Raw genomic sequence first — 25,544 nt, 5'->3', positions numbered from 1 at the left:
CGTTTACTTTAGCCCACCGGTGGCTGGAGACGAAATCCGGTTTTGGCGCGGTGGCGGATGGGGTTGGGGCGGGCGTGGTCGAGGGCCACGAGGAGGACGGAGAGGGCGTAGAAGGCGAGGCCGAGGAGGAGGGCGTTGCCCAGGACGCTCTTGTAGCCGTGGTGTTCGACGTCCAGGAACGAGTAGAGGTAGCGGCCCGGTGTGCCGGGGAGGATCAGTTCGCCCCGGCCCAGTGACACAGCCAGGTACGTCATCGGGTACAGCAGCCACGTCGCGGCCATCCGCAGATGCAGCCGGCCGGGGGCGGTCAGGAACAGCCAGTCGATCACCGCGGCGATCGGGATCACCGTGTGCAGGACCTGGTTCGTCACCGCCTGCCAGCCGTTGAGGGGTCCGCCCGTCATCGCGAACGGGCTCGACGCGTGCGCCAGGATCAGGTGGTACACCAGGCCCGTGATCGTGATGTAGAGCAGGGCCGCTCCCGTGACCAGGGGGGAGAGGGGGCGGCGGGCCGTCCAGGCTCGGCGGGCCGTGGCGAGCATGACCAGGGCCAGCAGGATGTTGCTCTGGATCGTGAAGTAGGTCAGCACCCGGATCGGGCTGCCGAGGAAGAGGTCGACGGTCACCGCCGCTGCCGCCACGAGCGCGACCAGCAGTCGGTACGCAGCCGTCAGCGGGCGACGGTACGGGGCCACCACCGCGGTGGCGGGAACGGGTGAGGCGAGCAGCGCGGGCATGCCGGGTACCGCGGGGAGGTCCGGGATGTCCCTGGGTATCGGGGCGGTCATGCCCTCACGCTAGGCAGCGGGGACAAAAGGGGCGATACGGGTGGGCTGGACGGGCTACCCCAGCGACCGCGACTCCACGAGGACCCTCACCGCAGCCCCGGTACCCGTCTCCTAGCGCCGCGCCACCAACGTCGCGGGTGGGCCGGACCAGTTACCCGAGCGACCGCGACTCCACGAGGACCCCCGCAGCAGCCCCCGGTACCCGTCTCCTACCGCCACCCCGCCAACGTCACGGGTGGCTGGATGGGCTACCCCAGCGACCGCGACTCCACCAGGACCCCGCAGCAGCAGCCCCCGGTACCCGTCTCCTACTCCCGCCCCACCAACGTCAACAACGTCGCCTCCGGCGGACAAGCGAACCGTACCGGCGTATACCGATTGGTCCCGCACCCGGCCGACACGTGCAGATACGACGTCCGCCCCTCCGCCGTGTGCCGGGACAGTCCCTTGACCCGGTCCGTGTCCAGGTCGCAGTTGGTGACGAGCGCGCCGTAGAACGGAATGCAGAGCTGGCCGCCGTGCGTGTGGCCGCCGAGGATCAGGGGGTAGCCGTCCGCCGTGAACGCGTCCAGGGCCCGGAGGTACGGCGCGTGCACCACGGCCATCGAGAAGTCGGCGTCGTCGGACGGGCCGCCGGCCACGCGGGCGTAGCGGTCGCGTTTGATGTGGGGGTCGTCGAGGCCGGTCAACTCCACGGACGCGCCCTCGAGTTTCAGCGTGCCCCGGGTGTTCGTGAGGTTCAGCCAGCCCGCCGCGTCGAAACCGTCCCGCAGGTCCTCCCACGGGATGTGGACGGCGCCTACGACGGGCGGGTTGCCGTTCAGGCCGTGGCGGCCCGCGGTCTTCTCGAACAAGTACCGGGCGGGGTTACGGGGTGTGGGGCCGTAGTAGTCGTTCGAGCCGAAGACGTACGCGCCCGGGAAGTCCATCAGCGGGCCGAGCGCGTCCAGGACCTCTGGGATGGCCTCCGGGTCGGAGAGGTTGTCGCCGGTGTTGATCACGAAGTCGGGGCGCAGGCCCGCGAGCGAGCGCAGCCAGCGCTGCTTCTTGCGCTGGCCGCCGACCATGTGGATGTCGGACACCTGGAGGACTCTGAGCGGGCGCATGCCGGCCGGCAGCACCGGGACCGTCACCCGGCGCAGCCGGAAGGAGCGGACCTCGAAGGCCGCCGCATAGACCACACCGGCGGCACCGGCCGCCGCAATTCCCAGGGGTACTCCGTATCGCGCGCGCATACCGCCATCGTGTCAGACCCCACTGACACCCCGTCGGCCGCGGCCGCTTAAGGGGCCACCTAAGGGGCCACCTAAGAGGCCCCTTGAGCGGCTCCTCAAGCAGCCCCTTAAATCCGCGGGCGGCCGGACTCACGCACCTGCGAGAATCGGACCCATGACCACCACGCTCAAGTCGAAGCTGCAGGAAGACCTCAACGCCGCGATCAAGGCGCACGACAAGCTGCGCTCCTCCACGCTCCGGCTGACGCTCTCCGCGATCACCAACCAGGAGGTCGCGGGCAAGGAGAAGCGCGAGCTGTCCGACGACGAGGTCCTCAAGGTGATCACCAAGGAGGCGAAGAAGCGCCGCGAGGCCGCGGACGCCTTCGCGCAGGGCGGTCGCCCCGAGTCGGCCGCGCAGGAGACGGCGGAGGGCGAGATCCTCGCCGAGTACCTGCCCAAGCAGCTCGGCGACGAGGAGCTGACCGTGATCGTCACCCAGGCCGTCGAGGATGCCAGGGCGGCCGGCGCCGAGGGCCCGCGCGCGATGGGCGCCGTCATGAAGATCGTGAACCCGAAGGTCGCCGGCCTGGCCGAGGGCGGCCGCGTCGCCGCCGTGGTGAAGAAGCTCCTCGCCGGCTGACCCACCGGCCGTAAACAGACGTGCCGTTACGACGACGGGGGCGCCCCTTGTGAAAAGGGGCGCCCCCGTCGTCGTGGACGAAGAAGCAGGAGAACTGCCGGTAGCCGGGGTGTCAGCCCCTGTTGCCGCCGTTCCCGTTGCCGTTGTTGCCGCCGTTGTCGTTGCCCTGGATGAAGCCGTCGGGGAAGGAGAACGTCGGGGTGGGGTCGGTTGTGCCGGTGGTGCCGCCGTCGGTGGTCAGGCCGCCGTTGTCGTTGCCCCCGTTGTCGTCTCCGCCGTTGTCACCGTTCTTGCCGCCGTCGTTGCCCTTGTCCTTCTTGACGGGGTCGGGGATGTTGACGAGCTGGAAGGACTGGGCCTGCTTGCCCTCCAGGGCGCCGGACATGGCGTCCTTCCAGATCGGGCCGGGGGTGTCGGCGCCGTAGACCTCGTCGTGCCAGACGCCGCCGATGCGGATGTTGGTCATCTCGACGTTCTGCTTGGGGCTGCCGACCCAGACCGCGCCGGCCAGGTTCGGGGTGTAGCCGACGAACCAGGCGTTCTTGCGCGCGTCCGTCGTACCGGTCTTACCGGCGCTCTCGCGGTCGGTGAGGCCGGCCTCCTGGCCGGTACCGGAGTCGACCACGCCGCGCAGCACGGTGTTGATCGTGTCGGCGGTCTTCTTGCTCATCGCGCGCGTGCAGGTCGACTTCGGGACGGCGAGCGACTTCTGCTCGTTGCCCACCTTCTGGGTGATGGACTCGATGGCGACCGGGGTGCAGTACGTGCCCTCGTTGGCGAAGGTCGCGTACGCGGTGGCCATCGTCAGCGGCGAGAGGCCCTTGGAGCCGAGCGCGATGGCCGGGACCTCGGGGATCTTGTCGCCGTTGCCCTGCACGACGCCGAGCTTGTTGGTCATGCTCACCACGGGGCACAGACCGATGTCGGAGATCATCTGCACGAAGTAGGTGTTGACCGACTTGGCCATCGCCTCCTTCAGCGCGTACGGACCGTGCTCCGACTCGCTCTCGTTCTCCACCGTCGCGCCGCCCGTGTTGACCCAGTTCTTGCCGCTGCAGGTCGAGACGGGGCTCGGGTAGTCCATCGAGTACGGCGCCGGGTACTGCTGGGTGGCCGGCAGGCCCTGCTCCAGCGCGGCCGCCGCGACGAACGGCTTGAACGTCGAACCGGTCGGGAAGCCGAAGTTCGAGCCGCCCATGTCGGCGTTGACCGAGTAGTTGTACTCGGTCTCGTTCTTGCCGTAGCCGTACGGCCTCGACTGGCCCATGCCGAGGATCTTGCCGGTGCCGGGTTCGACGAGGGTGGCCGCCGCGGCGACCGAGTCCGACTTGTAGATGTGGTCCTTGAGCGAGGCCTGCACCGAGTCCTGCGCCTGCGGGTCCAGCGTCGTACGGATCGTCAGGCCGCCCTGGTTCCAGATCTTCGCCCGGGCCTCCTTGGTCTTGCCGAAGACCGGGTCGCTCAGGAAGACGTTCTCGACGTACTTGCAGAAGAAGCTGGCGCCCTTGACCGCGGTGATGCAGCCGTTCTTCGGCTGGCTGACCTTGAGGCCGAGGTCGGTCTGCTCGGCCTTGAGGGCATCCGCCTTGGAGATGTCGCCGACCTCGGCCATGCGGGCCAGCACGGTGTTGCGCCGCTTCTTGGCCTCGGCCTCGTCGTTGATCGGGTCGTAGCGCGTGGGCGACTGGACGATGCCCGCGAGGAGTGCCGACTGCTGGAGGTTCAGGTCCTTGGCGTGCTTGGAGAAGTAGCGCTCGGAGGCGGCCTCGACGCCGTAGGCCTGCTCTCCGAAGAAGGTGATGTTGAGGTAGTTCTCGAGGATCTTCTTCTTGCCGAGCTTCTCTTCGATCTGGATCGCGTACTTCAGCTCCTTGACCTTGCGGCCGAGCGTCTGCTGAGTGGCCTGCGCGACCTTCGTCGGGTCGTCACCGGCCTCCTCGACGAAGTAGTTCTTCACCAGCTGCTGGGTGAGGGTCGAGGCGCCCTGGGACACCCCGCCGCTCTGCGCGTTCTTGTTGAGGGCGCGCAGGACGCCCTTCAGGTCGATCGCGCCGTGCTGGTAGAAGCGCGAGTCCTCGATCGCGACGATCGCCTTCTGCATGTACGGCGAGATGTCCTTGAGCTCCACCACCGTGCGGTCACGGGAGTAGACCGAGGCGATCTGGTTGCCCTTGCTGTCCAGGATCGAGGTGCGCTGGCTCAGCTGAGGGCTCTTCAGACTGTCCGGGATGTCGTCGAATCCCTGGACCGACCCCTTGGCCGCGAGTCCCAGCGCGCCGGCCGCGGGCATCGCGATTCCGGCCATGACGGCACCGGCGAGCACACTGACACCGAGGAACTTGGCGGTCTGTTGCAGGGGGGACAGACCACCACCCGAGCGCTTTTTTGGCATGGGGGCAGCCTACGTTCTCATTCGCCGGACACGTGTATAGGCGTTGGCCTAAGCTGCTCTCAACTGTCACAGCAGCGCGGTTACGTATCAATACGTCCGGCGACCCCGAATCGTTCCGGTCGTTCCGGGTTTTTTTGTCGGAGGCGTGTCCGAATCCGCCTCCTGTGTCACCTGGTGCCCCTTGTGGCGCATGTCAACTGTCCCGCTTTGCCGGGAAAGTCACGCATGTCGTCAGCTCACTCCCCCGGGTGATCTGCCGCTTACCCATAGTCCGTTCGGGCCATTCAAGATTGGGCCCGAAGGGGGTGTTGCGCTGTGCCCACCTTCCGTAACGTCCTCAACTGGCGGCGGTGAATATGCCGCTGCCGCCGTGGGGGAGCCTCGATTCGGGAGAGGACGGCGCCGGTATGGGCTGGGTTACCGACTGGAGTGCGCAGGCGGCCTGCCGCACTACCGATCCGGATGAACTGTTCGTTCAAGGAGCAGCGCAGAACAGGGCGAAGGCAGTGTGCACCGGATGTCCGGTGCGCACGGAGTGCCTCGCCGATGCGCTCGACAACCGCGTCGAATTCGGCGTGTGGGGAGGAATGACGGAGCGGGAGCGCCGCGCACTGCTGCGCAGGCGGCCCACTGTCACTTCATGGCGCCGGCTACTGGAGACCGCGCGTATCGAGTACGAACGAGGGGTCGGCATCATCCCCCTCGACGACGACGAGATCTACGAGAACTACGCGGCGGTGGGCTGACGCCGGTCCCGTAGGGGCCGATCGACCCCGGGCGATCCCCGGGGCGTTCGTCAGACCTTCGTCTCGGGCAGCTCCGGCCGACCGGCCGCGAGCCGGTTCCCGATGTCCCGCAGCCCCGCGAGGTCGTGTACATCGCCGGGCAGCGCGGCCACTTCGGCGACGGCCACCTCCGGGTGCCGCGCGGTGAAGCGGTCACGTGTGCGCTGCTCACGCGAGAGCAGACGCATCCGCTCGGCATGCAACTTCAGCAGGCCCGCGGTGAGTTGGTCGACGGATCGCTCGTCGTCGGCCGGCTGATCGTCGGTGTCGTCCGTGGCGGCGGACCGCTCCTGGTCCGTGTCGGCGGGGGAGCCTTCGTCAGGAGCTGCGGCGCGAACTGCTGCCTCGGTGGCGGGCGATGAAGCGGGAGATTCTGAACTGCCGTACGTGTCGGGAGAGTTACGAAGTCCAGCTTTCCCGCCCACCTGATCGACAATGCGGGGCTCCTCAAGATTTTCCGCGGCGGCGAGTGCCCGCTCGGCCGACAGCCGGGCGGCTCCGCTGCCGTGCACCCGGTTGAGGACCAGACCGGCCAGCGGCATCTCCTCGGCCGCCAGCCGCTCCACGAAGTACGCGGCCTCGCGCAGCGCGTCCCGCTCCGGGGCCGCGACCACCAGGAACGCCGTACCGGGCGCCTGGAGCAGCTTGTACGTCGCGTCCGCGCGCGTGCGGAAGCCGCCGAAGGTGGTGTCCATCGCGGCGATGAACGTCTGGATGTCCTTGAGGAGTTGACCGCCGAGCAGCTTGCCGAGCGTGCCGGTCATCATCGACATGCCGACGTTGAGGAACTTCATCCCGGCCCGGCCGCCGAGCTTCGCCGGGGCGGTCAGCAGCCGGATCAACTTGCCGTCCAGGAACGAGCCGAGACGTTTCGGCGCGTCCAGGAAGTCGAGCGCCGAGCGGGACGGCGGGGTGTCCACGACGATCAGGTCCCAGTCGTGCTGGGCGCGCAACTGGCCCAGCTTCTCCATCGCCATGTACTCCTGCGTGCCCGCGAAGCCCGCCGAGAGCGACTGGTAGAAGGGGTTGTTGAGGATCGCGGCCGCCCGCTCGCGGTCCGCGTGCGCCTCGACGATCTCGTCGAAGGTGCGCTTCATGTCGAGCATCATGGCGTGCAGTTCGCCGTCCCCGTCGACGCCCTTCACACGCCTCGGGGTGTTGTCCAGCGAGTCGATCCCCATGGACTGGGCGAGCCTGCGGGCCGGGTCGATGGTGAGCACGACGACCCGGCGCCCCCGCTCGGCGGCCCGCAGCCCGAGCGCCGCCGCGGTGGTCGTCTTGCCGACCCCGCCCGAGCCGCAGCACACGACGATGCGTGTCTCCGGGTCGTCGATCAGCGGGTCCACGTCGAGCACGCGCGCGTGGGAGATGCGATGGGAGCGGGAGGTGTCCTGTGCGGAGGGGGTCTGACGGGGGCGGGCGGGGTCCGTTGTGCGGGCCGGGTCCGGACTCATGACATCCCCTGCTTCCGCAGCTCGCTGGCGAGTTCGTACAGGCCCCCGAGGTCCATGCCCTCGGTGAGCAACGGCAGTTCGTGCAACGGCAGGCCCTGCTCGCCGAGTACGGCCCGCTGGTCGTGCTCCAGCGCGTACCGCTCGGCGTACTCCTCGGCCTGCGCGAGCAGCGGGTCCACCAGCTTCTCGGCGTTGCCGCCGCGCCGGGCCCCGCCGAGGCCCGCGGAAGACAGCGCCTGCGCTACGGCGGTGCGCGGGACGGCCTGTACGAGGTCGAGGTCGGTCGCGTCCAGCACCTCGGGGCGGACCATGTTCACGATGATCCGGCCCACCGGCAGCCGGGCCGCCCGCAGTTCGGCGATGCCGTCCGCGGTCTCCTGGACGGGCATCTCCTCCAGGAGCGTCACCAGGTGCACGGCCGTCTCCGGGGACTTCAGGACCCGCATCACCGCCTGCGCCTGATTGTGTATCGGGCCGATCTTCGCGAGCCCCGCCACCTCGTCGTTGACGTTGAGGAAGCGGGTGATGCGGCCGGTGGGCGGCGCGTCCATCACGACGTAGTCGTAGGCGAACCGTCCGCTCTTCTCCTTGCGGCGTACGGCCTCGCAGGCCTTGCCGGTCAGGAGGACGTCCCGGAGACCGGGCGCGACCGTGGTGGCGAAGTCGATCGCGCCGAGTTTCTTCAGGGCGCGGCCCGCTCCGCCCAGTTTGTAGAACATCTGGAGGTAGTCCAGAAGGGCCAGTTCGGGGTCGATGGCCAGCGCGTACACCTCCCCGCCCCCGGGAGCGACGGCGATCTTCCGCTCCTCATAGGGCAGCGTCTCCGTCTCGAAGAGCTGCGCGATGCCCTGGCGACCCTCGACCTCGACGAGAAGCGTCCGCTTCCCCTCGGTGGCCAGGGCCAGCGCGAGGGCCGCGGCCACCGTGGTCTTGCCGGTACCGCCCTTGCCACTGACGACCTGGAGCCTGCTCACGTCTTCGAGCCTAACCAGTCCGCGCCCGAACCAAGCCAGAGGCTGTGGATAACGCGACCACTGGCGGCTGGTTCGCAGCGGCTAAAGTCGGCCGCATGACCAAGTGGGAATACTCGACTGTGCCGCTGCTCGTCCACGCCACGAAGCAGATTCTGGACACCTGGGGCGAGGACGGCTGGGAGCTCGTCCAGGTCGTGCCCGGGCCGAACAACCCCGAGCAACTGGTGGCCTACCTCAAGCGGGAGAAGGCATGAGCGCCGTCGACGCCCGGCTGGCCGAGCTCGGTCTGACCCTGCCGGCGGTCGTCCCGCCGCTCGCCGCGTACCAGCCGGCCGTGCAGTCCGGGGTGTACGTCTACACCTCCGGCCAACTGCCCATGGTGGACGGCAAGCTTCCCGTCACCGGCAAGGTGGGCGGTGAGGTCACCGCGGAGGAGGCCAAGGAACTGGCCCGCACCTGCGCGCTGAACGCCCTCGCCGCCGTCAAGTCCGTCACCGGTGACCTCGACCGCATCGCGCGCGTGGTGAAGGTCGTCGGCTTCGTCGCCTCGGCCTCCGACTTCACCGGCCAGCCCGGTGTCATCAACGGCGCAAGCGAGCTGCTCGGCGAGGTACTCGGCGACAAGGGTGTCCACGCGCGGAGCGCGGTCGGCGTGGCGGTACTGCCGTTGGACTCACCCGTCGAGGTCGAGATCCAGGTGGAGCTGACGCAGGCGTAGTCGCTGTCCCGGGGCGGACGATCGGGTTGATCGCTGTCCCCGGGTGGACGATCCGGCTTGAGCGCTGTCGCTGTCCCGGGACGGGTGCTCGGCCGTGGTCGCTGTCCGGAGGATGTGGCGGGTGCAGTCGCTGTCCCGGGGTGCGTGATCCGGGGTAATGGCTGTCCAGGGGACGTGTTGTTGCCTCTCGAACATCCGCGCGCTACGGGATAGCCTCCGCCCATGGCGAACGGTCAGTGGTACCCGGCGGAGTGGCCCGAGCGCATCAGGGCGCTCGCGGAGGGCCGGCTCACGCCGGTGGAGCCCCGTCGGGCGGCCACGGTGATGCTCCTCAGGGACACCGGCACCGGCCCCGCCGTCCACATGCTGCGCAGACGCGCCTCCATGGCCTTCGCCGGGGGCGCGTACGCGTACCCGGGCGGCGGTGTCGACCCGCGCGACGACGACCACCACGTCCGCTGGGCGGGCCCCACGCGCGCGTGGTGGGCGAACCGGCTGGGCGTCGACGAGACGGCGGCCCAGGCGATCGTGTGCGCGGCGGTCCGGGAGACGTACGAGGAGGCGGGCGTCCTGCTCGCCGGACCGACCCCCGACTCGGTCGTCGGCGACACCACCGGCCCCGACTGGGAGACGGACCGCACCGCCCTGGTCGCCCGTGACCTGTCCTTCGCGGAGTTCCTCGACCGCCGCGGCCTGGTCCTGCGCTCCGACCTGCTGGGCGCGTGGGCCCGCTGGATCACCCCGGAATTCGAGACCCGCCGCTACGACACCTGGTTCTTCGTCGCCGTCCTCCCGGAGGGGCAGCGCACCCGCAACGCCTCCACGGAGGCCGACCGCACGGTGTGGATCACCCCCGGCGAGGCGGCGACCGGGTACGACAAGGGCGACCTGACGATGATGCCGCCCACCATCGCGACCCTGCGCGGCCTGATCCCCTACGGCAGCGCGGCGGCGGCCCTCTCGGCAGCCCCGGAACGCGACCTGACTCCGGTCCTCGCCCGGGCCCGCCTGGAGGCCGACGAGGTCGTCCTGACCTGGCCGGGGCACGGGGAGTTCACGAAGCACATTCCTTTGGGCGGGGCGTCGGCATGACCGGTTCGGGGAAGGGCGGTTGTCGTGGGGCGGGTGCGGCGCGGGGTGCTTCTCGCGCCGTGGGTCCGGCGGTGATCGCCTGCCGCGTGACCGTTCCGGTGTTGGACGCCCTCCGCGTGATCGGTTCGCTGAAGGGCGGGCCCTGTAGGGCCGCTTCAGTGGAAGGCGCTCTCCGTGGGACCGGCCCGGTGAGGGGCACCTCGCGCGTGGCCGACCCGGGGGAAGGCATCCTCCGCGCGGCGGATCCGAAGGAAAACGTCCTCCGCGCGGCTGACCCGGCGAAGGACACCTCCCGCGCGGCCGGTCCGTGCGACCAGCCCGGCGAAGGACGCCCTCCGGGGGACCAACTCGGCGAAGGACCACCTCCGGGGGAGCAATCCGGCGAAGGACCACCTCCGGGGGAGCAACCCGGCGGAAGACGCCTTCCGCCGATCCACCCCGGCGGAAGCACGTCTCCGAGACCCGCCCCACCGAAACCCACGCCCGCATGAGCACCCCACCGAAAATCGCCCCGCACCCGATCCCCCGCCCCACGGAAGGCGCCCCCGCATGACCGACGCAGCCGCCCTCCCCGGTCAGCCACGTGGCGGGGTCCTCACCGGCCCCGCCACCGCCCGTGCCGTCAACGTGCTCGCGCCCAACGCGTCCGCGATGACGTTGGACGGGACGAACACGTGGATCGTCGCGGAGCCGGACTCGGAGCTGGCCGTGGTGATCGATCCGGGGCCGTTGGACGAGGGGCATCTGCGGAATGTCGTCGATGTCGCCGAGAAGGCGGGGAAACGGGTCGCGCTGACCCTGTTGACGCACGGGCACCCCGACCACGCGGAAGGTGCCGTCCGGTTCGCCGAGTTGACCGATACCAAGGTGCGGGCGCTGGATCCGGCGTTGCGGCTCGGGGACGAGGGGCTGGGCGCCGGGGAGATCGTTCGGGTCGGCGGGCTGGAGCTGGTCGTGGTGTCGACGCCCGGGCACACCGGGGACAGCCTGTGCTTCCATCTCCCGGCCGATCAGGCCGTCCTGACCGGGGACACCATCCTGGGGCGCGGTACGACCGTCGTGGCGCATCCTGACGGCCGCCTGGGGGACTACCTGGACTCGCTGCGGCGGCTGCGGTCCCTCACGGTCGACGACGGCGTCCACACCGTCCTGCCGGGCCACGGGCCGGTCCTGGAGGACGCCCAGGGTGCCGTCGAGTTCTATCTCGCCCACCGCGCCCACCGGCTCGCCCAGATCGAGACGGCCGTCGAGAACGGTCACCGGAGCCCGGCCGAGGTCGTCGCCCACGTGTACGCGGACGTCGACCGCTCCCTGTGGCCGGCCGCGGAACTGTCCGTCCGGGCCCAGTTGGACTACCTCAAGGAACACGGTCTGATCTAGTCCGTGCCCATGTCCTCAGGGCGCGGTGTCTTCACGCCGTGCACGCGTGCGTACTCCTCTGCCAGCCACGGGCCCAGATCGTCGACGTAGGAACGCAGGACGCTCGCGTCGCCCGTCGGGTCGTAGCCGGACTCCGCCGCCTTGCGCAGGGACTCCGCCCGCTCCGGGTAGTACGCGGCGAACGCCTCTGCCATCTCCCGTAGGTCGCTGGTCCAGCCGTTCCAGCGGGGCATGACCAGGGTGAAGCCGGTGCGGACCAGGTGCCGGGACGTGAAGCGCACCAGGGGGCGGCGGGCCTCGTCCGTGTCCTCCGTGGTGGCGATGCGCTCGCGCCAGCGGGGGAGCAGGCGGGCCAGGTCGCCGTTCGTCTCCCGGGCGAGCTGTGAGTCGGGGCGGTAGCGGGGCAGGTCCTCGGCGAGGTCCTCCCCGAGCAGCGGGGTGCACAGGCACGCCACGAACCACCCCAGGTCGTACGTCTCCGGCTCGCTCAGCAGCCGTCTCCGGCCGTACAGCAGGGTTCCGACCCCGTCGATCTCCGGGAACTCCTTGTCGAGCGCCTCGCCGAGGTTCCGGGCCTCGGAGCGGTCCTCCTCGGTCGGTTCCTGCCGGGTCACCACGAGCAGGTCCAGATCGCTGCGCCCCACGCGCGCGGTGCCGCGCGGGATCGACCCGTAGAGGTACGCGCTGTTGAGGCGTCCCCCGTAGTCGTCGATCAGCCGGTCCCGCGCGGCGGCGACGACCGGCCGGAAGGCGTGCGGGATGCGGCCCAGAGAGCCCTCGCGCTCGATGTATCCCTGGGCGTCGAGTCCCCTGTGGTCAACGGTTGTGGCCATGGGATCACTGTGCCGGGAGACGGGCCCCCGAGGAGTGCGTTTTCGGCTGTCGATCGGGGTCATGTCCAGCGGAACACCCGTAAGCCGTGGCTGTAGTCGCCGGCCTCGCAGCCCACCGCGACCAGGTCCCCGGACGCGGCGACGAGCGAGTCGAACGCCGTACCGGGCAGCCTGCGCCGGGCCACCACCCTGCCGTCGGCGGGGTCGAGCACGCTGAGGCGGCCGCCGTACTCGTGCACGACCAGCAGTCGGCCCCGGTGGGCGAGGACGCCGTCCTGGTACGTCTCCTTGCCGTGCCACTCCCACAGGAGCTCGCCGGAGGAGACGGAGTACGCCCCGAGCCGGTTGCCCCGGTCGAGCTCGGCCCGGTCCTTGGGGACGAGGCCCACCACCAGGACGTCACCGGCCACGGCGACCTGTTCGCCGAACCTCTCGTACCCCTCCGGGAGGGCGAGTGTCACGGCTCCTGTGCCGCCGTCGGCCAGGACCAGGAGGCTGTGCCTGCCGCGTACGCCGCGCGTTCTCAGGGTCGCCACGAAGGGGCGGGCGCTGATGACGGACGCGCTCTCCACGCGCGGGTCGGTGAGTTCGTATGTCCAACTCACCTCGCCCGTGTCCACGTCGAGGGCGCGCATCACCGGTCGCGCCTCCCCGTCCGTCCAGGACTCGCCGGCCGTCGCGAGGAGACCCCCGCCGAGGGCGACCTCGGACGGTATGTGCCCCAGCGGGGCCGCGTCCTGCTTCCGGCGCCGTACGACCTCGCCCGTGGCGACCGCCAGCGAGGTGAGGCCGACCCGTTTCACGTCCCGGCGCCGGCCGTCGTCGTAGTGCATGACCACCCCCACGCCGCTCTCGGCGTCGGCGGACACCAGCCCGACGATCTGGTCCCCGGGCGGCCGCCAGGTCCACAGCGGGTCGCCCGTGGTGGCCCGGAACGCCCGCACCCCGTCCGCGCGGGCGATGACCACGGTGTCGTCCGTCAGCCACAGGCCCAGCGGTTTTCCGCCGAGGTCGCCCTTCTCGTCGGGCGTTCTCCACAGCCGGCGCGCCGATCTTCGCCACCAGGAGTGTTTCCAGGCCGAATCCGACGCCTTGTCCTCGTACATCCCCACCCCTGGCGATACGCGAAGGGCCCCGCCGTACGAGCAGGGCCCTTCGAAGTCGTACGAAATGCTGTGGCTAACGCGAGCGCTTCGCCAGCCGCTCCACGTCCAGCAGGATCACCGCGCGGGCCTCCAGACGCAGCCAGCCGCGGCCCGCGAAGTCGGCGAGCGCCTTGTTGACCGTCTCGCGGGACGCGCCGACCAGCTGGGCCAGCTCCTCCTGCGTGAGGTCGTGCACCACGTGGATGCCCTCTTCCGACTGCACGCCGAAGCGGCGGGAGAGGTCCAGCAGGGCGCGGGCCACGCGGCCGGGGACGTCCGAGAAGACCAGGTCGGACATCGCGTCGTTGGTCTTGCGCAGCCGGCGGGCGACCGCGCGCAGCAGTGCGGAGGCCACCTCGGGGCGGGCGCTCAGCCAGGGCTGGAGGTCGCCGTGGCCGAGGCCGAGCAGCTTGACCTCGGTCAGCGCGCTGGCGGTCGCCGTACGCGGGCCCGGGTCGAACAGCGACAGCTCGCCGATCAGCTCGCCGGGGCCGAGGACGGCCAGCATGTTCTCGCGGCCGTCCGGGGAGGTGCGGTGCAGCTTCACCTTGCCCTCGGTGACCACGTAGAGCCGGTCGCCCGGGTCGCCCTCGTGAAAGAGCGAGTCCCCGCGCGCGAGGGTCACCTCACTCATGGAGGCGCGCAGCTCCGCGGCCTGATCGTCATCGAGCGCCGCGAAGAGCGGGGCGCGCCGCAGAACGTCGTCCACGAGTTCTCTCCTTGTCGACCTGCTCAGGGGATGGTGCTCCCCCTTGGTACCAGGGGACCGTGCTCCCCATTTTGCTGGACCGTCCAAACAGTGTGATCTGTCACAAGGATGCCGCACAGGTGTCCCGAGGTAAGCGGCAGGGGTCCAATTGGGGGCTGATCTTCGGGGTCCGGGGCGGATGTCAGTGCCGGGCTCTAGGCTGGCCGGGTGTCCAAATCGCCGGTGAGAGCACAGGCCAAGGGGGCTGGGCGGATGGTTGTACCTCGTGATTCCGCTGTGGGCGAACAGGGCCCTGACGGCGGCAAGAGCAGCGGCAGGAAAGCGGCAAAGGGGGCAAAAGTTGCGGCCGGCGTGAAGAGCGAATCGCACACCGCCCTCGTCCGCCGCGCCCGCCGCATCAATCGCGAACTGGCCGAGATCTATCCGTACGCCCATCCGGAGCTCGACTTCGAGAACCCCTTCCAGCTCGTGGTCGCCACGGTCCTGTCGGCCCAGACCACCGACCTGAGGGTCAATCAGACGACCCCGGCGCTGTTCGCCAAGTACCCGACCCCCGAGGACCTGGCCGCCGCGGACCCGGAGCAGGTCGAGGAGATCCTCCGCCCGACCGGGTTCTTCCGGGCCAAGACCAAGTCGGTCATAGGGCTCTCCAAGGCCCTGGTGGCGGACTTCGGCGGCGAGGTGCCCGGCCGGCTCGAAGATCTCGTCAAGCTGCCCGGTGTGGGCCGCAAGACCGCCTTCGTGGTGCTCGGCAACGCCTTCGGGCGGCCCGGCATCACCGTGGACACGCATTTCCAGCGGCTCGTACGGCGCTGGAAGTGGACCGAGGCGACCGAGCCCGACAAGATCGAGGCCGCCGTGGGAGCGCTCTTCCCGAAGAGTGACTGGACGATGCTCTCGCACCACGTGATCTTCCACGGCCGCCGGATCTGCCACGCCCGCAAGCCCGCGTGCGGCGCCTGCCCCATCGCCCCGCTCTGCCCGGCGTACGGCGAGGGCGAGACCGACCCGGAGAAGGCGAAGAAGCTGCTCAAGTACGAGAAGGGCGGCTACCCGGGCCAGCGTCTGAACCCGCCGCAGGCCTATCTCGACGCGGGCGGCAAACCGGCGCCGCCCCTGGGCTCGGCGTGACGGGGACCGGCATGACATCGGGGGCCGGATGACGGAACGATCTCGGAGGTATCGGGCGTTGATCAGTGGGAACGGGGGTGGGGGATGACGCACGCGAGCAATACCCAGGGTGTGGGGCTCAGCAAGGACGGGCTGCCGGGCTGGCTGGATCCGGTGGTGCGCGCCGTGGAGACGGTCGAGCCGTTGCAGCTCAGCCGGTTCCTGCCGCCGGAGGACGGGGCGGGGCGGCAGTCGGCGGTGCTGATCCTCTTCGGGGAGGGCGATCAGGGGCCCGAGCTGCTGCTCATGGAGCGGTCGAGTTCGCTCCGGTCGCACGCGGGGCAGCCGTCGTTCCCCGGTGGCGCCCTCGACCCCGAGGACGGTGACCCGACCGGTGACGGACCGCTGCGGGCCGCTCTCCGCGAGGCCGAGGAGGAGACCGGGCTCGACCCGGCCGGAGTGCAGCTCTTCGGAGTGCTGCCCAAGCTGTACATCCCGGTGAGCGGCTTCGTGGTGACGCCGGTGCTGGGCTGGTGGCGGGAGCCGACACCGGTGGGCGTGGTCGACCCGAACGAGACGGCACGCGTGTTCACGGTCCCCGTGGCGGATCTCACGGATCCGGCCAACAGAGTCACCGTCACGCACCCCAGCGGCTTCCTGGGTCCGGCATTTCTGGTCGAATCGGCCCTCGTGTGGGGCTTCACGGCCGGAGTCATCGACCGCCTGCTGCACTACTCCGGTTGGGAGCGGCCCTGGGACCCTGAGAAGCAGGTCCCCCTCGACTGGCGGTCATGACAGGGTGTCGCTCGTGAATGTGCTGGACATCCTGTTGCTGGTCGCCGCCGTGTGGTTCGCGATCGTGGGCTATCGCCAGGGGTTCGTCGTCGGCATCCTGTCGGTGATCGGGTTCCTGGGTGGCGGTCTCGTCGCCGTCTACACACTGCCCGTGATCTGGGACGCGCTGACCGAGAAGTCGGAGGTCAGCACCACCGCGGCCGTCGTCGCGGTCATCATCGTCATCGTCTGCGCCTCCGTCGGCCAGGCCCTGACCACCCACCTGGGCAACAAGCTGCGCCGGTACATCACCTGGTCCCCGGCCCGCGCCCTGGACGCGACCGGCGGCGCCCTCGTCAACGTCCTCGCGATGCTCCTGGTCGCCTGGCTGATCGGCTCCGCGCTGGCCGGCACGACCCTGCCGACGCTCGGCAAGGAGGTCCGCAGCTCCAAGGTGCTGCTGGGGGTCTCCCGGGCGCTGCCCTCGCAGGCCGACACCTGGTTCGCGGACTTCTCCTCGGTCCTCGCGCAGAACGGTTTCCCGCAGGTCTTCAGCCCGTTCGCGAACGAGCCGATCAACGACGTCCAGCCGCCCGACCCGGCCCTCGCCTCCAGTGCGGTCGCCACTCGCGCCCAGCAGTCCATCGTCAAGGTCATGGGCACCGCCCAGAGCTGCGGCAAGGTCCTGGAGGGCAGCGGCTTCGTCTTCGGCGACCGCCGCGTGATGACCAACGCGCACGTCGTCGGCGGCGTCGACGAACCCACCGTCCAGATAGGCGGCCAGGGCCGCAAGTACGACGCCAAGGTCGTCCTCTACGACTGGCACCGCGACATCGCCGTACTCGACGTACCGGACCTGAAGGCGCGCTCCCTGCAGTTCGCCACCAAGGACGCCACGAGCGGCAACAGCGCGATCGTCGCCGGCTTCCCGGAGAACGGGTCGTACGACGTCCGTGCCGCACGCGTGCGTGGCCGCATCACGGCCAACGGCCCGGACATCTACCACCGCGGCACGGTCCGCCGCGATGTGTACTCGCTCTACGCGACCGTCCGCCAGGGCAACTCCGGCGGCCCGCTGCTCACGCCCGAGGGCAAGGTGTACGGCGTGGTCTTCGCGAAGTCCCTCGACGACCCCGACACCGGGTACGCGCTCACCGCCGACGAGATCCAGCCGGACATCCTCAAGGGGCGCAGCGCCAACCAGCAGGTGGACAGCGACAGTTGCGCGCTGTGAGAGGTGTGCGCACCGAAAGGCGTGCCCTGTAGGAGGTGGGTGCGTCAGCCTCGGGGATGACGCAGCCGTACCGAGACCCAACGGGCCCGGCGGCGCAGAATGCGCGGGATCCCCACCCTGAGATCGGTGCCCTGGAGTTGCGGGGCGCCCCGTTGGTGGGAGCTCAGACCGTGGTCCGAGCGGCGATTGCGTGCTGCGTCACTGTAGTCGTGCGTCCAGCCCATACCCCGACGTCTGCCCCTGCCCCAAGGTCGATAACCACCCCTTGGGGCCCCAATTGGCCTATGCGCGAGGCAAGTAGCCGTTCGTAGTACAGGTGTTCAGATCCGGATACCGGGCGCAGCGGACCGGTCACGCACAGGTCACGCTTCGGTCATCCACCGGTCAACGATCGGGTTCGGGATCCTTGAGCCAGTTGACCAGTTCGGTCGAGAAGACCACCGGGTCCTCCTCGTGCGGGAAGTGCCCGAGACCGTCGAACAGCCGCCAGCGGTACGGCGCTTCGACGTACTCCCCGGACCCCGCCGCGCTGCGGGTGCGCAGCACCGGGTCGAGCGAGCCGTGCAGGTGCAGTGTCGGCACCCGCACCGGCCGCTTCATGCGCCGGTTGAACTGGATGCCGTCCGGGCGGGCCATCGACCGCACCATCCAGCGGTACGGCTCGATCGAGCAGTGCGCGGTCGACGGGATCAGCATCGCCCGCCGGTACGCCTCGACCGTCTCGTCGTCGGGCAGGTTCGCGCCGGACCAGTCCCGGATCAGCGTGCCCACCAACTCGGCGTCATCGGCGAGCAGTTGCCGCTCGGGGAGCCAGGGGCGCTGGAACCCCCAGATGTAGGAACTCGCCGCCGACTGCCTGACGTCGGAGAGCATCGCGTTGCGCCAGCGCCGGGGGTGCGGCATCGAGGAGACGGCGAGCCGGCGCACCAGCTTGGGGCGCATCGCGGCCGCAGTCCAGGCCAGGTAGCCGCCCAGGTCATGGCCGACCAGCGCGGCGTCCGGCTCACCGAGGGAGCGGATCACGCCGGTGATGTCGAGGGCGAGGTTGGCGGGGTCGTAGCCGCGCGGGGTGCGGTCGCTGCCGCCGACGCCCCGCAGGTCCATGGCGACGGCCCGGAACCCGGCGTCGGCCAGCGCGCCGAGCTGGTGCCGCCAGGTCCACCAGAACTGGGGGAAGCCGTGCAGCAGCAGGACCAGCGGTCCGTCGCCCACCTCCGCGATGTGGAAGCGGGCGCCGTTGGCCGCGACATCCCGGTGGGTCACCTCGCGCCCGCCGGGAATGTCGAGCCGTACGACCGAAGCAGGTTGCGCCCAAGGATTGGCGGGGTCCGTCATGAGGACGAGCGTGCCACAGCCTCGATGGCTTCGGGGACACGGTCCTCGATCGCCGCGCGGGGATGCGGCTTGGCGTTGCCGAGGACGCCGGCGGTCTCCTTGACCGAAGCGGCCACCTTCTGCGGGCCCTTGCTCTTCGCTGCCTTCTTGAAGAAGAGCACGCCCACCAGCCCGAGGACGACCGCGACGAGCACGTTCGCGGCGAAGGAGAGCAGGAAACAGAGCGCCATGTTCCAGCCGCTCCAGGTGCGAATGCCGTACGCCAGCGCGAAGTTGAGCATCGGCAGGGAGAACAGCAGCACCACCGCGGCGACCGTGAACGCGCCGCCGCCCGCGACACCGCGCTTGACGTCCTGCTTGAGCTGCGCCTTCGCCAGCGCGATCTCGTCGTGCACCAGCGCGGACATCTCGGTCGTCGCCGAGGCGAACAGCTGGCCGATGCTGCGTTCGGCGCCGACCGGGCTGCCGTCGGGTGCGCTCATCGCGTACTCCCTCTTCTGCATGTGTTTGTACCGTCTGGTCAGATCATGCCGGACCGTCGTCGTCCTCGCCTGCCCCGCCCGCCACTTCGGCAAGCCCGCGTCGCTCGGCGGCCTTCACCTCGGCGAGCCTGCGGTGCTCGGCCGCCTTGCGCTCGTGGATCTCCGCCATGCGCAGGTGGTACGACGGCTCGTCCTGCTCGTAGATGTCGGGGATGCCGTCGAGATCCTCGTCGCGCTCCTCGTCCTCGTACATCCTGCGGTACCTGGCGTTGCGCAGCTTCAGCAACACGGTCGCGCACAGGGCCGCGATGACGGAGCCGACGAGGACGGCCGCTTTGACCTCGTCGGTGAGCATCTGGTCGCCGTCGAACGCGAGTTCCCCGATGAGCAGCGACACGGTGAAGCCGATGCCGGCCAGCGAGGCGACCGCGAACACGTCCGGCCAGGCGAGGTCGTCGCTGAGCGAGGCCCGGGTGAAACGGGCCGTCAGCCAGGTCCCGCCGAAGATGCCGACCGCCTTGCCCACAACGAGCCCGAGGACCACGCCCAGGGTCTCCGGTTTGGTGAACACGTCGCCCAACGCGCGGCCGGACAGGGCGACTCCGGCGCTGAACAGCGCGAACAGCGGCACCGCGAGCCCCGCCGACAGCGGCCGTACGAGATGTTCGACGTGCTCGCCGGGGGAGTGCTTCTCGTCCTCGCGGGTGGTGCAGCGCAGCATCAGGCCCATCGCGACACCGGCGATGGTGGCGTGGACGCCGCTGTTGTACATCAGCGCCCAGATCACCAGCGCGAGCGGGACGTAGACGTACCAGCCGCGCACGCCCCTGCGCAGCAGCAGCCAGAAGACGGCGAGGCCGATGACGGCCCCGCCGAGCGCCACGAAGTCGATGTCGGCGGTGAAGAAGATCGCGATGATCAGGATCGCGAACAGGTCGTCGACGACGGCCAGGGTGAGCAGGAAGGCGCGCAGCGCGCTCGGCAGGGAGGTGCCGATGACCGCGAGGACGGCGAGCGCGAAGGCGATGTCGGTGGCGGTCGGCACCGCCCAGCCCTGGAGTGAGCCGCCTCCGGTGAGGTTCGTGAGCGTGTACACGAGCGCCGGTACGGCCATCCCGCACAGGGCCGCTACGACGGGCAGCGCGGCGGCCTTGGGGTCGCGCAGGTCGCCCGCGACGAGTTCGCGCTTGAGCTCGATGCCGGCGACGAAGAAGAAGACGGCGAGGAGGCCGTCGGCGGCCCAGTGGGCGATCGAGAGGTGCAGGCCGAGGGCGGCGGGGCCCAGGTGGAAGTGGCTGACGCTCTCGTAGCTGTCGTGCAGGGCTGGGACGTTGGCCCAGATCAGCGCGGTTACGGCGGCGATCAGGAGGAGGACACCGCCGACGGTCTCGGTGCGCAGCGCGTCCGCGACGAAGTTCCGCTCGGGCAGGGACAGCCGTCCCAGCACTTTGCGGGCGGCGGTGGGGCGGGGCGCGGTCACGGGGAGACCTCCGGGGTGGCGGGCAGCACAGAGCACTTGCCGACCAGACTTCCCGGCGCACCTTGTCGCGTCTTTGACGCTTTACTTAGCTTACCTAAGGTGCGGCGGGGCGGGTCCTGCGGATCTCACGTCTAGGGGTTCTACGGGTCGTACGGGGACGTCTACGGGTTTACGGGTCGCACGTCTACGGGTTCTACGGGTTCTACGGGTCTCACGCTATGCGCGAAAGGGGCGCCCGGCACGTTCGCCGCCGGGCGCCCCTCCTCGTCGTATCCGCAGGTCAGTCCTCGCTGGACGCGGCCGGGAGCTTGTCCTGGATCAGGGTCATGACGGTGGAGTCGGTCAGGGTCGTGACGTCTCCGAGCTGCCTGTTCTCCGCCACGTCCCGCAGCAGGCGGCGCATGATCTTGCCGGAGCGGGTCTTCGGCAGCTCGGCCACCGGGAGGATCCGCTTGGGCTTGGCGATCGGGCCGAGGACGGTGCCGACGTGGTTGCGCAGGTCGGCGACGAGGTTCTCGTCCTCGGCGTTCGCCGTGCCGCGCAGGATCACGAAGGCGACGATCGCCTGTCCGGTGGTCTCGTCGGCCGCGCCCACCACGGCCGCCTCGGCGACGGCGGGGTGGGAGACGAGCGCCGACTCGACCTCGGTGGTGGAGATGTTGTGCCCGGACACGAGCATCACGTCGTCCACCCGGCCGAGCAGCCAGATGTCGCCGTCGTCGTCCTTCTTCGCGCCGTCACCGGCGAAGTACCTGCCCGGGAACCGCGACCAGTACGTGTCGAGGAACCGCTGGTCGTCGCCCCAGATCGTGCGGAGCATCGACGGCCACGGCTCGGTCAGGACGAGGTAACCGCCGCCGCCGTTCGGGACCTCGTTGGCCTCGTCGTCGACGACCGTCGCGGAGATGCCGGGCAGCGGGGTCTGCGCGGAACCGGGCTTGGTCGCGGTCACGCCGGGCAGCGGCGAGATCATCATCGCGCCGGTCTCGGTCTGCCACCAGGTGTCCACGATCGGCGTCCTGTCGGCGCCGATGTGCTTGCGGTACCAGATCCACGCCTCGGGGTTGATCGGCTCGCCGACCGAGCCCAGGATGCGGAGGGAGGACAGGTCGAACTTCGCGGGGATGTCGTCGCCCCACTTCATGAACGTACGGATCGCGGTGGGCGCCGTGTACAGGATCGTCACCCCGTACTTCTGGACGATCTCCCAGAAGCGGCCCTGGTGCGGGGTGTCCGGGGTGCCCTCGTACATGACCTGGGTCGCGCCGTTCGCCAGCGGGCCGTAGACGATGTACGAGTGCCCGGTGACCCAGCCGACGTCGGCCGTGCACCAGTAGACGTCGGTCTCCGGCTTGAGGTCGAAGACCGCGTGGTGGGTGTACGCGGCCTGGGTGAGATAGCCGCCGGAGGTGTGCAGGATGCCCTTGGGCTTACCCGTAGTACCGGAGGTGTAGAGGATGAACAGCGGCTGCTCCGCCTCGAACGCCTCGGGCGTGTGCTCCGCCGACTGCCGGTCGACGATCTCGTGCCACCACACGTCCCGCTCGTCGTTCCACGCGACGTCCTGGCCCGTACGGCGGACCACGAGCACGTGCTCGACGCCGCTGTCCGGGCGGTCGACCGCGTCGTCCACGGCCGGCTTGAGCGCGGACGGCTTGCCGCGCCGCCAGCCGCCGTCCGTGGTGATGACGACCTTGGCGTCCGCGTCCTGGATACGGGTCGCGAGCGCGTCCGCCGAGAAACCGCCGAACACCACCGAGTGCGCGGCGCCGATGCGCGCGCAGGCCAGCATCGCGACCGCGGTCTCCGGGATCATCGGCATGTAGACGGCGACCCGGTCGCCCTTCTGAACTCCCAGCTCCAGCAGGGCGTTCGCGGCCTTGGAGACCTCGTCCTTCAGCTCGGCGTAGGTGATCGCGCGGCTGTCGCCGGGCTCGCCCTCGAAGTGGATGGCGACGCGATCGCCGTTGCCCGCCTCGACGTGCCGGTCCACGCAGTTGTACGCCACGTTGAGCGTGCCGTCCTTGAACCACTTGGCGAACGGCGGGTTCGACCAGTCCAGCGTCTCGCTCGGCTCCTTCGCCCAGCTCAGGCGGCGGGCCTGCGCGGCCCAGAAGCCGAGCCGGTCAGCCTTGGCCTGCTCATACGCCTCCGCCGTGACATTGGCGTTCGCCGCCAGGTCCGCGGGGGGTGCGAACCTGCGCTCCTCGCGCAACAGGTTGGCCAGGCTTTCGTTGCTCACGGCATCTGCCTTTCCCAGGGTGTCCGTTGTGTCCCGGGCCAGCTCATCAGACCCGGGGGTCCGATGACAAGGGTCGCCGAAATATTGGTTTAGACCTGTCATCGGACCCGCGTGCAGACGCGTGTGGCGAGGGTCTTTCGTACCCACGGACGCCGGGTGAACAAGGTTCAGGCCGACATGTCCGCCACCCCCACGCCGTCGAACAACTGCTCCCCGTCCTCCTCGGTCAGCAAGTACGCCTGCGCCTCACCGACATGGAAGTACATCCCGTGCAGCTCCAACGCCCCCTCCCGCAAGGCCCGAGCCACCGACTCGTGCCCCCGCAGATGCTCCAACTGCTGCACCACATTGGTCAGACACAACTGCTCTACGGCGTCGGCGGGCGCCCTTGTGGCCAACCGGGCCCAGGGCCGGCCGTCGTCGGCCATCCGCTCCAGGCTCGGCAGCCCGTTCCGCAGCCACCGCTTGAGCGGCGTCTGGGCGCCCCCGGGCTCGGAGTTGAGCAGCGCCTGCATGGCTCCGCACCCGGAGTGCCCGCACACCGTGATCGATCTCACCCGCAGCACGTCCACCGCGTACTCGATCGCCGCGGCCACCGAGTTGTCCCCGCTCTCCTCGCCGGGCGGCGGTACGAGGTTGCCCACGTTCCGTACGACGAACAGGTCGCCGGGACCACTGGAGGTGATCATCGACGTCACCAGCCGCGAGTCGGCACAGGTCAGGAAGAGCTGCGAGGGCCGCTGCCCTTCCCTGGCGAGCCGGGCCAGCTCGCCCCGCACGAGGGGTGCGGTGTTGCGCTGGAACGCGCTGATGCCACGGGCGAGTTGGTGGCCGCCGGGGCCGGGGTTGGTGCCGGTTCCGGGGCGGGGTCCGGCGCCGGTGTCCTTGCCGGTTCCGAGGTGGGTGTCCGTGCCGGTGCCTGCGTCGCCCGGGGTGGTGGTGCCGGGTGCGGGACGGTCGGTGGGCTCGCCCGGGTGTCCGCTCGGCGCGGCGGACTGCGGGTGGTCGCACTGGTGGTTGCGCCAGGGCGTCCAGGGGTGGCAGCGGCAGGCGGTCGACGTCGTCGGCTCGCCGGTCGGAGCGTCGGCCGTGGTGCGGGCCGGAGCCTCGGTCGTCTTGCCGCTCGTCGCGCGGGTCGTGGTGCCGGTCGCGGAGTCGGCCGGTGTTGCCTCGCTCCCGGTGCGGCCCGGCTTGGTGTCGCGAACTCCCGTACGCCGCCCGGTCAGTTCGGCGGAGCCTCCGCGCGCGGTGTGCGCGTTCTGCCAGTCCTGCAGTGACTCGTACGCCGCGTGGTCCATGAACGAACCGTCCAACTCCACGACGACGTGGGCGCCTTGGGGTACGAGATGCAGGGTTCGGCTGAGCCGTGGCACCGCGAGGAACGTCAACTGCCCTCGGACGTGGACGTGATGGACTCCTTCCTTCTCGTCGTGCGTGATGTGGGTGTGGGCAAGGCGGTTGAGGGCTACGGCGACGGCCACGGTGACCCCGAGGAGCACGCCCTCCAGGACGCCGAGGAAGACCACGCCGAGGGTGGTGACGGCGTAGACCAGCACTTCGCGGTGGCGGGTCACCGTGCGGATGTGGTGCAGGGACACCATCTGGATGCCGACGGCCATCACGAGTGCGGCGAGCGAAGCGAGGGGAATCAGCTCCAGCACCGGGACCATCAGCAGCGCGGCTACCACTACGAGAACGCCGTGCAGCATCGTGGAGTTCCGGCTCACGGCACCGGCTTGCACATTCGCCGAACTCCGTACGGCCACGCCCGCGACGGGCAGTCCGCCGAGCGCGCCGGAGACGATGTTGGCGGCGCCCTGGCCCAGCAGCTCGCGGTTCAGGTCGGAGCGGCCGACGCGGGCGGAGAGCCCGGGCTGCCCGGCGACCAGCTTGTCCACGGCGACCGCGCCGAGCAGCGACTGCACGCTGCACACCAGCGTGGTGGTGAGCACGGCGGCGGCGATCCCGAGGACCGGGCCCTCGGGCAGTCCGGCCAGCGCGTGACTGCTCCAGGACGGCAGGTCGACCTTGGCCAGGCTCAGCCCGGTGAGGGAGGCGGTGAGGGTGGCCCCGGCGACGGCGACGAGCGCGGCCGGGATCTTGCGCATCAGGTGTCCCAGCCGTCCGGGGACGCGCGGCCACAGCAGCAGAAGGGCCAGCGTCAGCATGCTCATCGCCACGTCGGCGGGGTGCAGGTCCGCCAACTGGGCGGGCAGCGCGCGGAGGTTGGCGAGGACGGAGCTCTGCGGGGTGCCGCCCAGCACGATGTGCAGCTGGGCGACGGCGATGGTGACACCGATGCCGGCCAGCATGCCGTGCACGATCGCGGGGCTGACGGCGAGCGCGGTACGGGCCACGCGCACACAGCCCAGGGCGAGTTGGGCGAGCCCTGCGAGGACGGTGACAGCGCAGGTCGTACGCCAGCCGTAACGGTGGATCAGATCGGCGGTGACCACGGTGAGTCCGGCGGCCGGGCCGCTGACCTGGAGGGGGCAGCCGCCGAGCAGCCCGGCGACGAGGCCGCCCGCGGCGGCGGCGACCAGGCCGGCCTGGAGGGGCGCGCCGGTGGCGAGAGCGATGCCGAGGGACAGGGGGAGGGCGATCAGGAAGACCGCGATAGAGGCCGACACATCGGCGCCCGCGACACGGAAGCGGCGGGGCCGGGGCGGCGGCGGGCTGTGGGGCTGGTGGACGCGCTTCGTCCGACTCTCGTTCGCATTCGAGTCGGTGGCGCGGGTGGGTACGCAGGCTGACATGTCT

The 25,544-nt window shown here is 70.2% G+C and carries 23 protein-coding genes; 9 read left to right on the top strand and 14 right to left on the bottom strand.

Going from position 1 to position 25,544, the window contains the following annotated elements:
- Nucleotides 1-8: 8 nt before the first annotated feature.
- Both OG504_RS24985 and OG504_RS24980 read right to left on the bottom strand, forming a co-directional pair.
- Nucleotides 9-788, bottom strand: a complete 780-nt coding sequence (locus OG504_RS24985) for a Pr6Pr family membrane protein (RefSeq protein WP_405991811.1) — start codon at nt 786-788, stop codon at nt 9-11.
- A gap of 308 nt (nt 789-1,096) precedes the next feature.
- On the bottom strand, nt 1,097-2,023 hold the full coding sequence (locus tag OG504_RS24980) for a metallophosphoesterase (RefSeq protein WP_405991810.1): 927 nt from the start codon (nt 2,021-2,023) through the stop codon (nt 1,097-1,099).
- A gap of 154 nt (nt 2,024-2,177) precedes the next feature.
- On the opposite strand from OG504_RS24980, the gene OG504_RS24975 reads away from it, so the two are divergent.
- A complete protein-coding gene (locus OG504_RS24975) occupies nt 2,178-2,645 on the top strand; it encodes a GatB/YqeY domain-containing protein (protein WP_405991809.1) in 468 nt (155 codons plus the stop codon).
- Between the two features lie 112 nt (nt 2,646-2,757).
- Here the strand turns inward: OG504_RS24975 and OG504_RS24970 are convergent, their stop codons facing one another.
- Nucleotides 2,758-5,037 (bottom strand): transglycosylase domain-containing protein, encoded by a 2,280-nt coding sequence (locus OG504_RS24970; protein WP_405991808.1) that lies wholly within the window; start codon nt 5,035-5,037, stop codon nt 2,758-2,760.
- Between the two features lie 407 nt (nt 5,038-5,444).
- On the opposite strand from OG504_RS24970, the gene wblA reads away from it, so the two are divergent.
- The gene (gene wblA / locus OG504_RS24965; RefSeq protein WP_019063745.1) at nt 5,445-5,783 is read left to right on the top strand and encodes a transcriptional regulator WblA; all 339 of its coding nucleotides are present in this window, start codon (nt 5,445-5,447) and stop codon (nt 5,781-5,783) included.
- A gap of 50 nt (nt 5,784-5,833) precedes the next feature.
- Here wblA and OG504_RS24960 read toward each other — a convergent pair whose 3' ends face one another.
- Nucleotides 5,834-7,276, bottom strand: a complete 1,443-nt coding sequence (locus tag OG504_RS24960) for an ArsA family ATPase (protein WP_405991807.1) — start codon at nt 7,274-7,276, stop codon at nt 5,834-5,836.
- Nucleotides 7,273-8,250, bottom strand: coding sequence for an ArsA family ATPase (locus tag OG504_RS24955; RefSeq protein WP_405991806.1), 978 nt, complete (start codon nt 8,248-8,250; stop codon nt 7,273-7,275). Before OG504_RS24955 ends, OG504_RS24960 begins: the two co-directional genes overlap by 4 nt.
- Before the next feature lie 95 nt (nt 8,251-8,345).
- Between OG504_RS24955 and OG504_RS24950 the strand changes: the two genes are divergently transcribed.
- The 4 genes from OG504_RS24950 to OG504_RS24935 all read left to right on the top strand — a co-directional run bounded on the left by OG504_RS24950 (nt 8,346) and on the right by OG504_RS24935 (nt 11,440).
- Entirely contained in the window at nt 8,346-8,504 is a 159-nt protein-coding gene (locus tag OG504_RS24950; RefSeq protein WP_019063748.1) for a DUF4177 domain-containing protein, read from the top strand.
- Nucleotides 8,501-8,968 (top strand): RidA family protein, encoded by a 468-nt coding sequence (locus OG504_RS24945; RefSeq protein WP_317880519.1) that lies wholly within the window; start codon nt 8,501-8,503, stop codon nt 8,966-8,968. Before OG504_RS24950 ends, OG504_RS24945 begins: the two co-directional genes overlap by 4 nt.
- Before the next feature lie 222 nt (nt 8,969-9,190).
- Nucleotides 9,191-10,060, top strand: a complete 870-nt coding sequence (locus tag OG504_RS24940; RefSeq protein ID WP_405991805.1) for an NUDIX hydrolase — start codon at nt 9,191-9,193, stop codon at nt 10,058-10,060.
- Nucleotides 10,061-10,609: 549 nt separating this feature from the next.
- Nucleotides 10,610-11,440: an MBL fold metallo-hydrolase gene (locus tag OG504_RS24935; protein ID WP_405991804.1), complete on the top strand. Its 831-nt coding sequence runs from the start codon at nt 10,610-10,612 to the stop codon at nt 11,438-11,440.
- Here OG504_RS24935 and OG504_RS24930 read toward each other — a convergent pair.
- The 3 genes from OG504_RS24930 to OG504_RS24920 form a co-directional block, all read right to left on the bottom strand.
- Complete coding sequence (locus OG504_RS24930) at nt 11,437-12,273, bottom strand: nucleotidyltransferase domain-containing protein (protein WP_405991803.1); 837 nt, start codon at nt 12,271-12,273, stop codon at nt 11,437-11,439. The genes OG504_RS24935 and OG504_RS24930 overlap by 4 nt on opposite strands.
- A gap of 59 nt (nt 12,274-12,332) precedes the next feature.
- Entirely contained in the window at nt 12,333-13,379 is a 1,047-nt protein-coding gene (locus OG504_RS24925) for a PQQ-binding-like beta-propeller repeat protein (protein ID WP_405991802.1), read from the bottom strand.
- A gap of 73 nt (nt 13,380-13,452) precedes the next feature.
- On the bottom strand, nt 13,453-14,127 hold the full coding sequence (locus tag OG504_RS24920) for a Crp/Fnr family transcriptional regulator (protein ID WP_019063754.1): 675 nt from the start codon (nt 14,125-14,127) through the stop codon (nt 13,453-13,455).
- 252 nt (nt 14,128-14,379) lie between these two features.
- On the opposite strand from OG504_RS24920, the gene nth reads away from it, so the two are divergent.
- The 3 genes from nth to OG504_RS24905 all read left to right on the top strand — a co-directional run bounded on the left by nth (nt 14,380) and on the right by OG504_RS24905 (nt 17,245).
- A complete protein-coding gene (nth, locus tag OG504_RS24915) occupies nt 14,380-15,258 on the top strand; it encodes an endonuclease III (RefSeq protein ID WP_405991801.1) in 879 nt (292 codons plus the stop codon).
- Nucleotides 15,259-15,342: 84 nt separating this feature from the next.
- On the top strand, nt 15,343-16,032 hold the full coding sequence (locus tag OG504_RS24910) for a CoA pyrophosphatase (RefSeq protein ID WP_318017803.1): 690 nt from the start codon (nt 15,343-15,345) through the stop codon (nt 16,030-16,032).
- 13 nt (nt 16,033-16,045) lie between these two features.
- Entirely contained in the window at nt 16,046-17,245 is a 1,200-nt protein-coding gene (locus tag OG504_RS24905) for a MarP family serine protease (protein WP_405991800.1), read from the top strand.
- A gap of 44 nt (nt 17,246-17,289) precedes the next feature.
- Here the strand turns inward: OG504_RS24905 and OG504_RS24900 are convergent, their stop codons facing one another.
- From OG504_RS24900 to OG504_RS24875, 6 genes are all read right to left on the bottom strand, one after another.
- A complete protein-coding gene (locus OG504_RS24900) occupies nt 17,290-17,469 on the bottom strand; it encodes a hypothetical protein (protein ID WP_078623198.1) in 180 nt (59 codons plus the stop codon).
- 160 nt (nt 17,470-17,629) lie between these two features.
- Complete coding sequence (locus OG504_RS24895; protein ID WP_405991799.1) at nt 17,630-18,580, bottom strand: alpha/beta fold hydrolase; 951 nt, start codon at nt 18,578-18,580, stop codon at nt 17,630-17,632.
- Entirely contained in the window at nt 18,577-19,062 is a 486-nt protein-coding gene (locus tag OG504_RS24890) for a phage holin family protein (protein WP_327402382.1), read from the bottom strand. The genes OG504_RS24895 and OG504_RS24890 overlap by 4 nt, the downstream gene beginning before the upstream one ends.
- Before the next feature lie 43 nt (nt 19,063-19,105).
- Nucleotides 19,106-20,542, bottom strand: coding sequence for a Na+/H+ antiporter NhaA (gene nhaA, locus OG504_RS24885; protein WP_405991798.1), 1,437 nt, complete (start codon nt 20,540-20,542; stop codon nt 19,106-19,108).
- A 280-nt stretch (nt 20,543-20,822) separates the two neighbouring features.
- The gene (gene acs, locus OG504_RS24880) at nt 20,823-22,784 is read right to left on the bottom strand and encodes an acetate--CoA ligase (protein ID WP_405991797.1); all 1,962 of its coding nucleotides are present in this window, start codon (nt 22,782-22,784) and stop codon (nt 20,823-20,825) included.
- Between the two features lie 167 nt (nt 22,785-22,951).
- Nucleotides 22,952-25,540, bottom strand: coding sequence for a bifunctional SulP family inorganic anion transporter/carbonic anhydrase (locus tag OG504_RS24875; protein WP_405991796.1), 2,589 nt, complete (start codon nt 25,538-25,540; stop codon nt 22,952-22,954).
- Nucleotides 25,541-25,544 lie beyond the last annotated feature (4 nt).

The sequence above is a fragment of the Streptomyces sp. NBC_00986 genome (genome assembly GCF_045162565.1).
Classification (GTDB): domain Bacteria; phylum Actinomycetota; class Actinomycetes; order Streptomycetales; family Streptomycetaceae; genus Streptomyces.
Note: the sequence above shows the minus strand (reverse complement) of the source record. Positions and strands in the feature narration are given on the sequence as shown.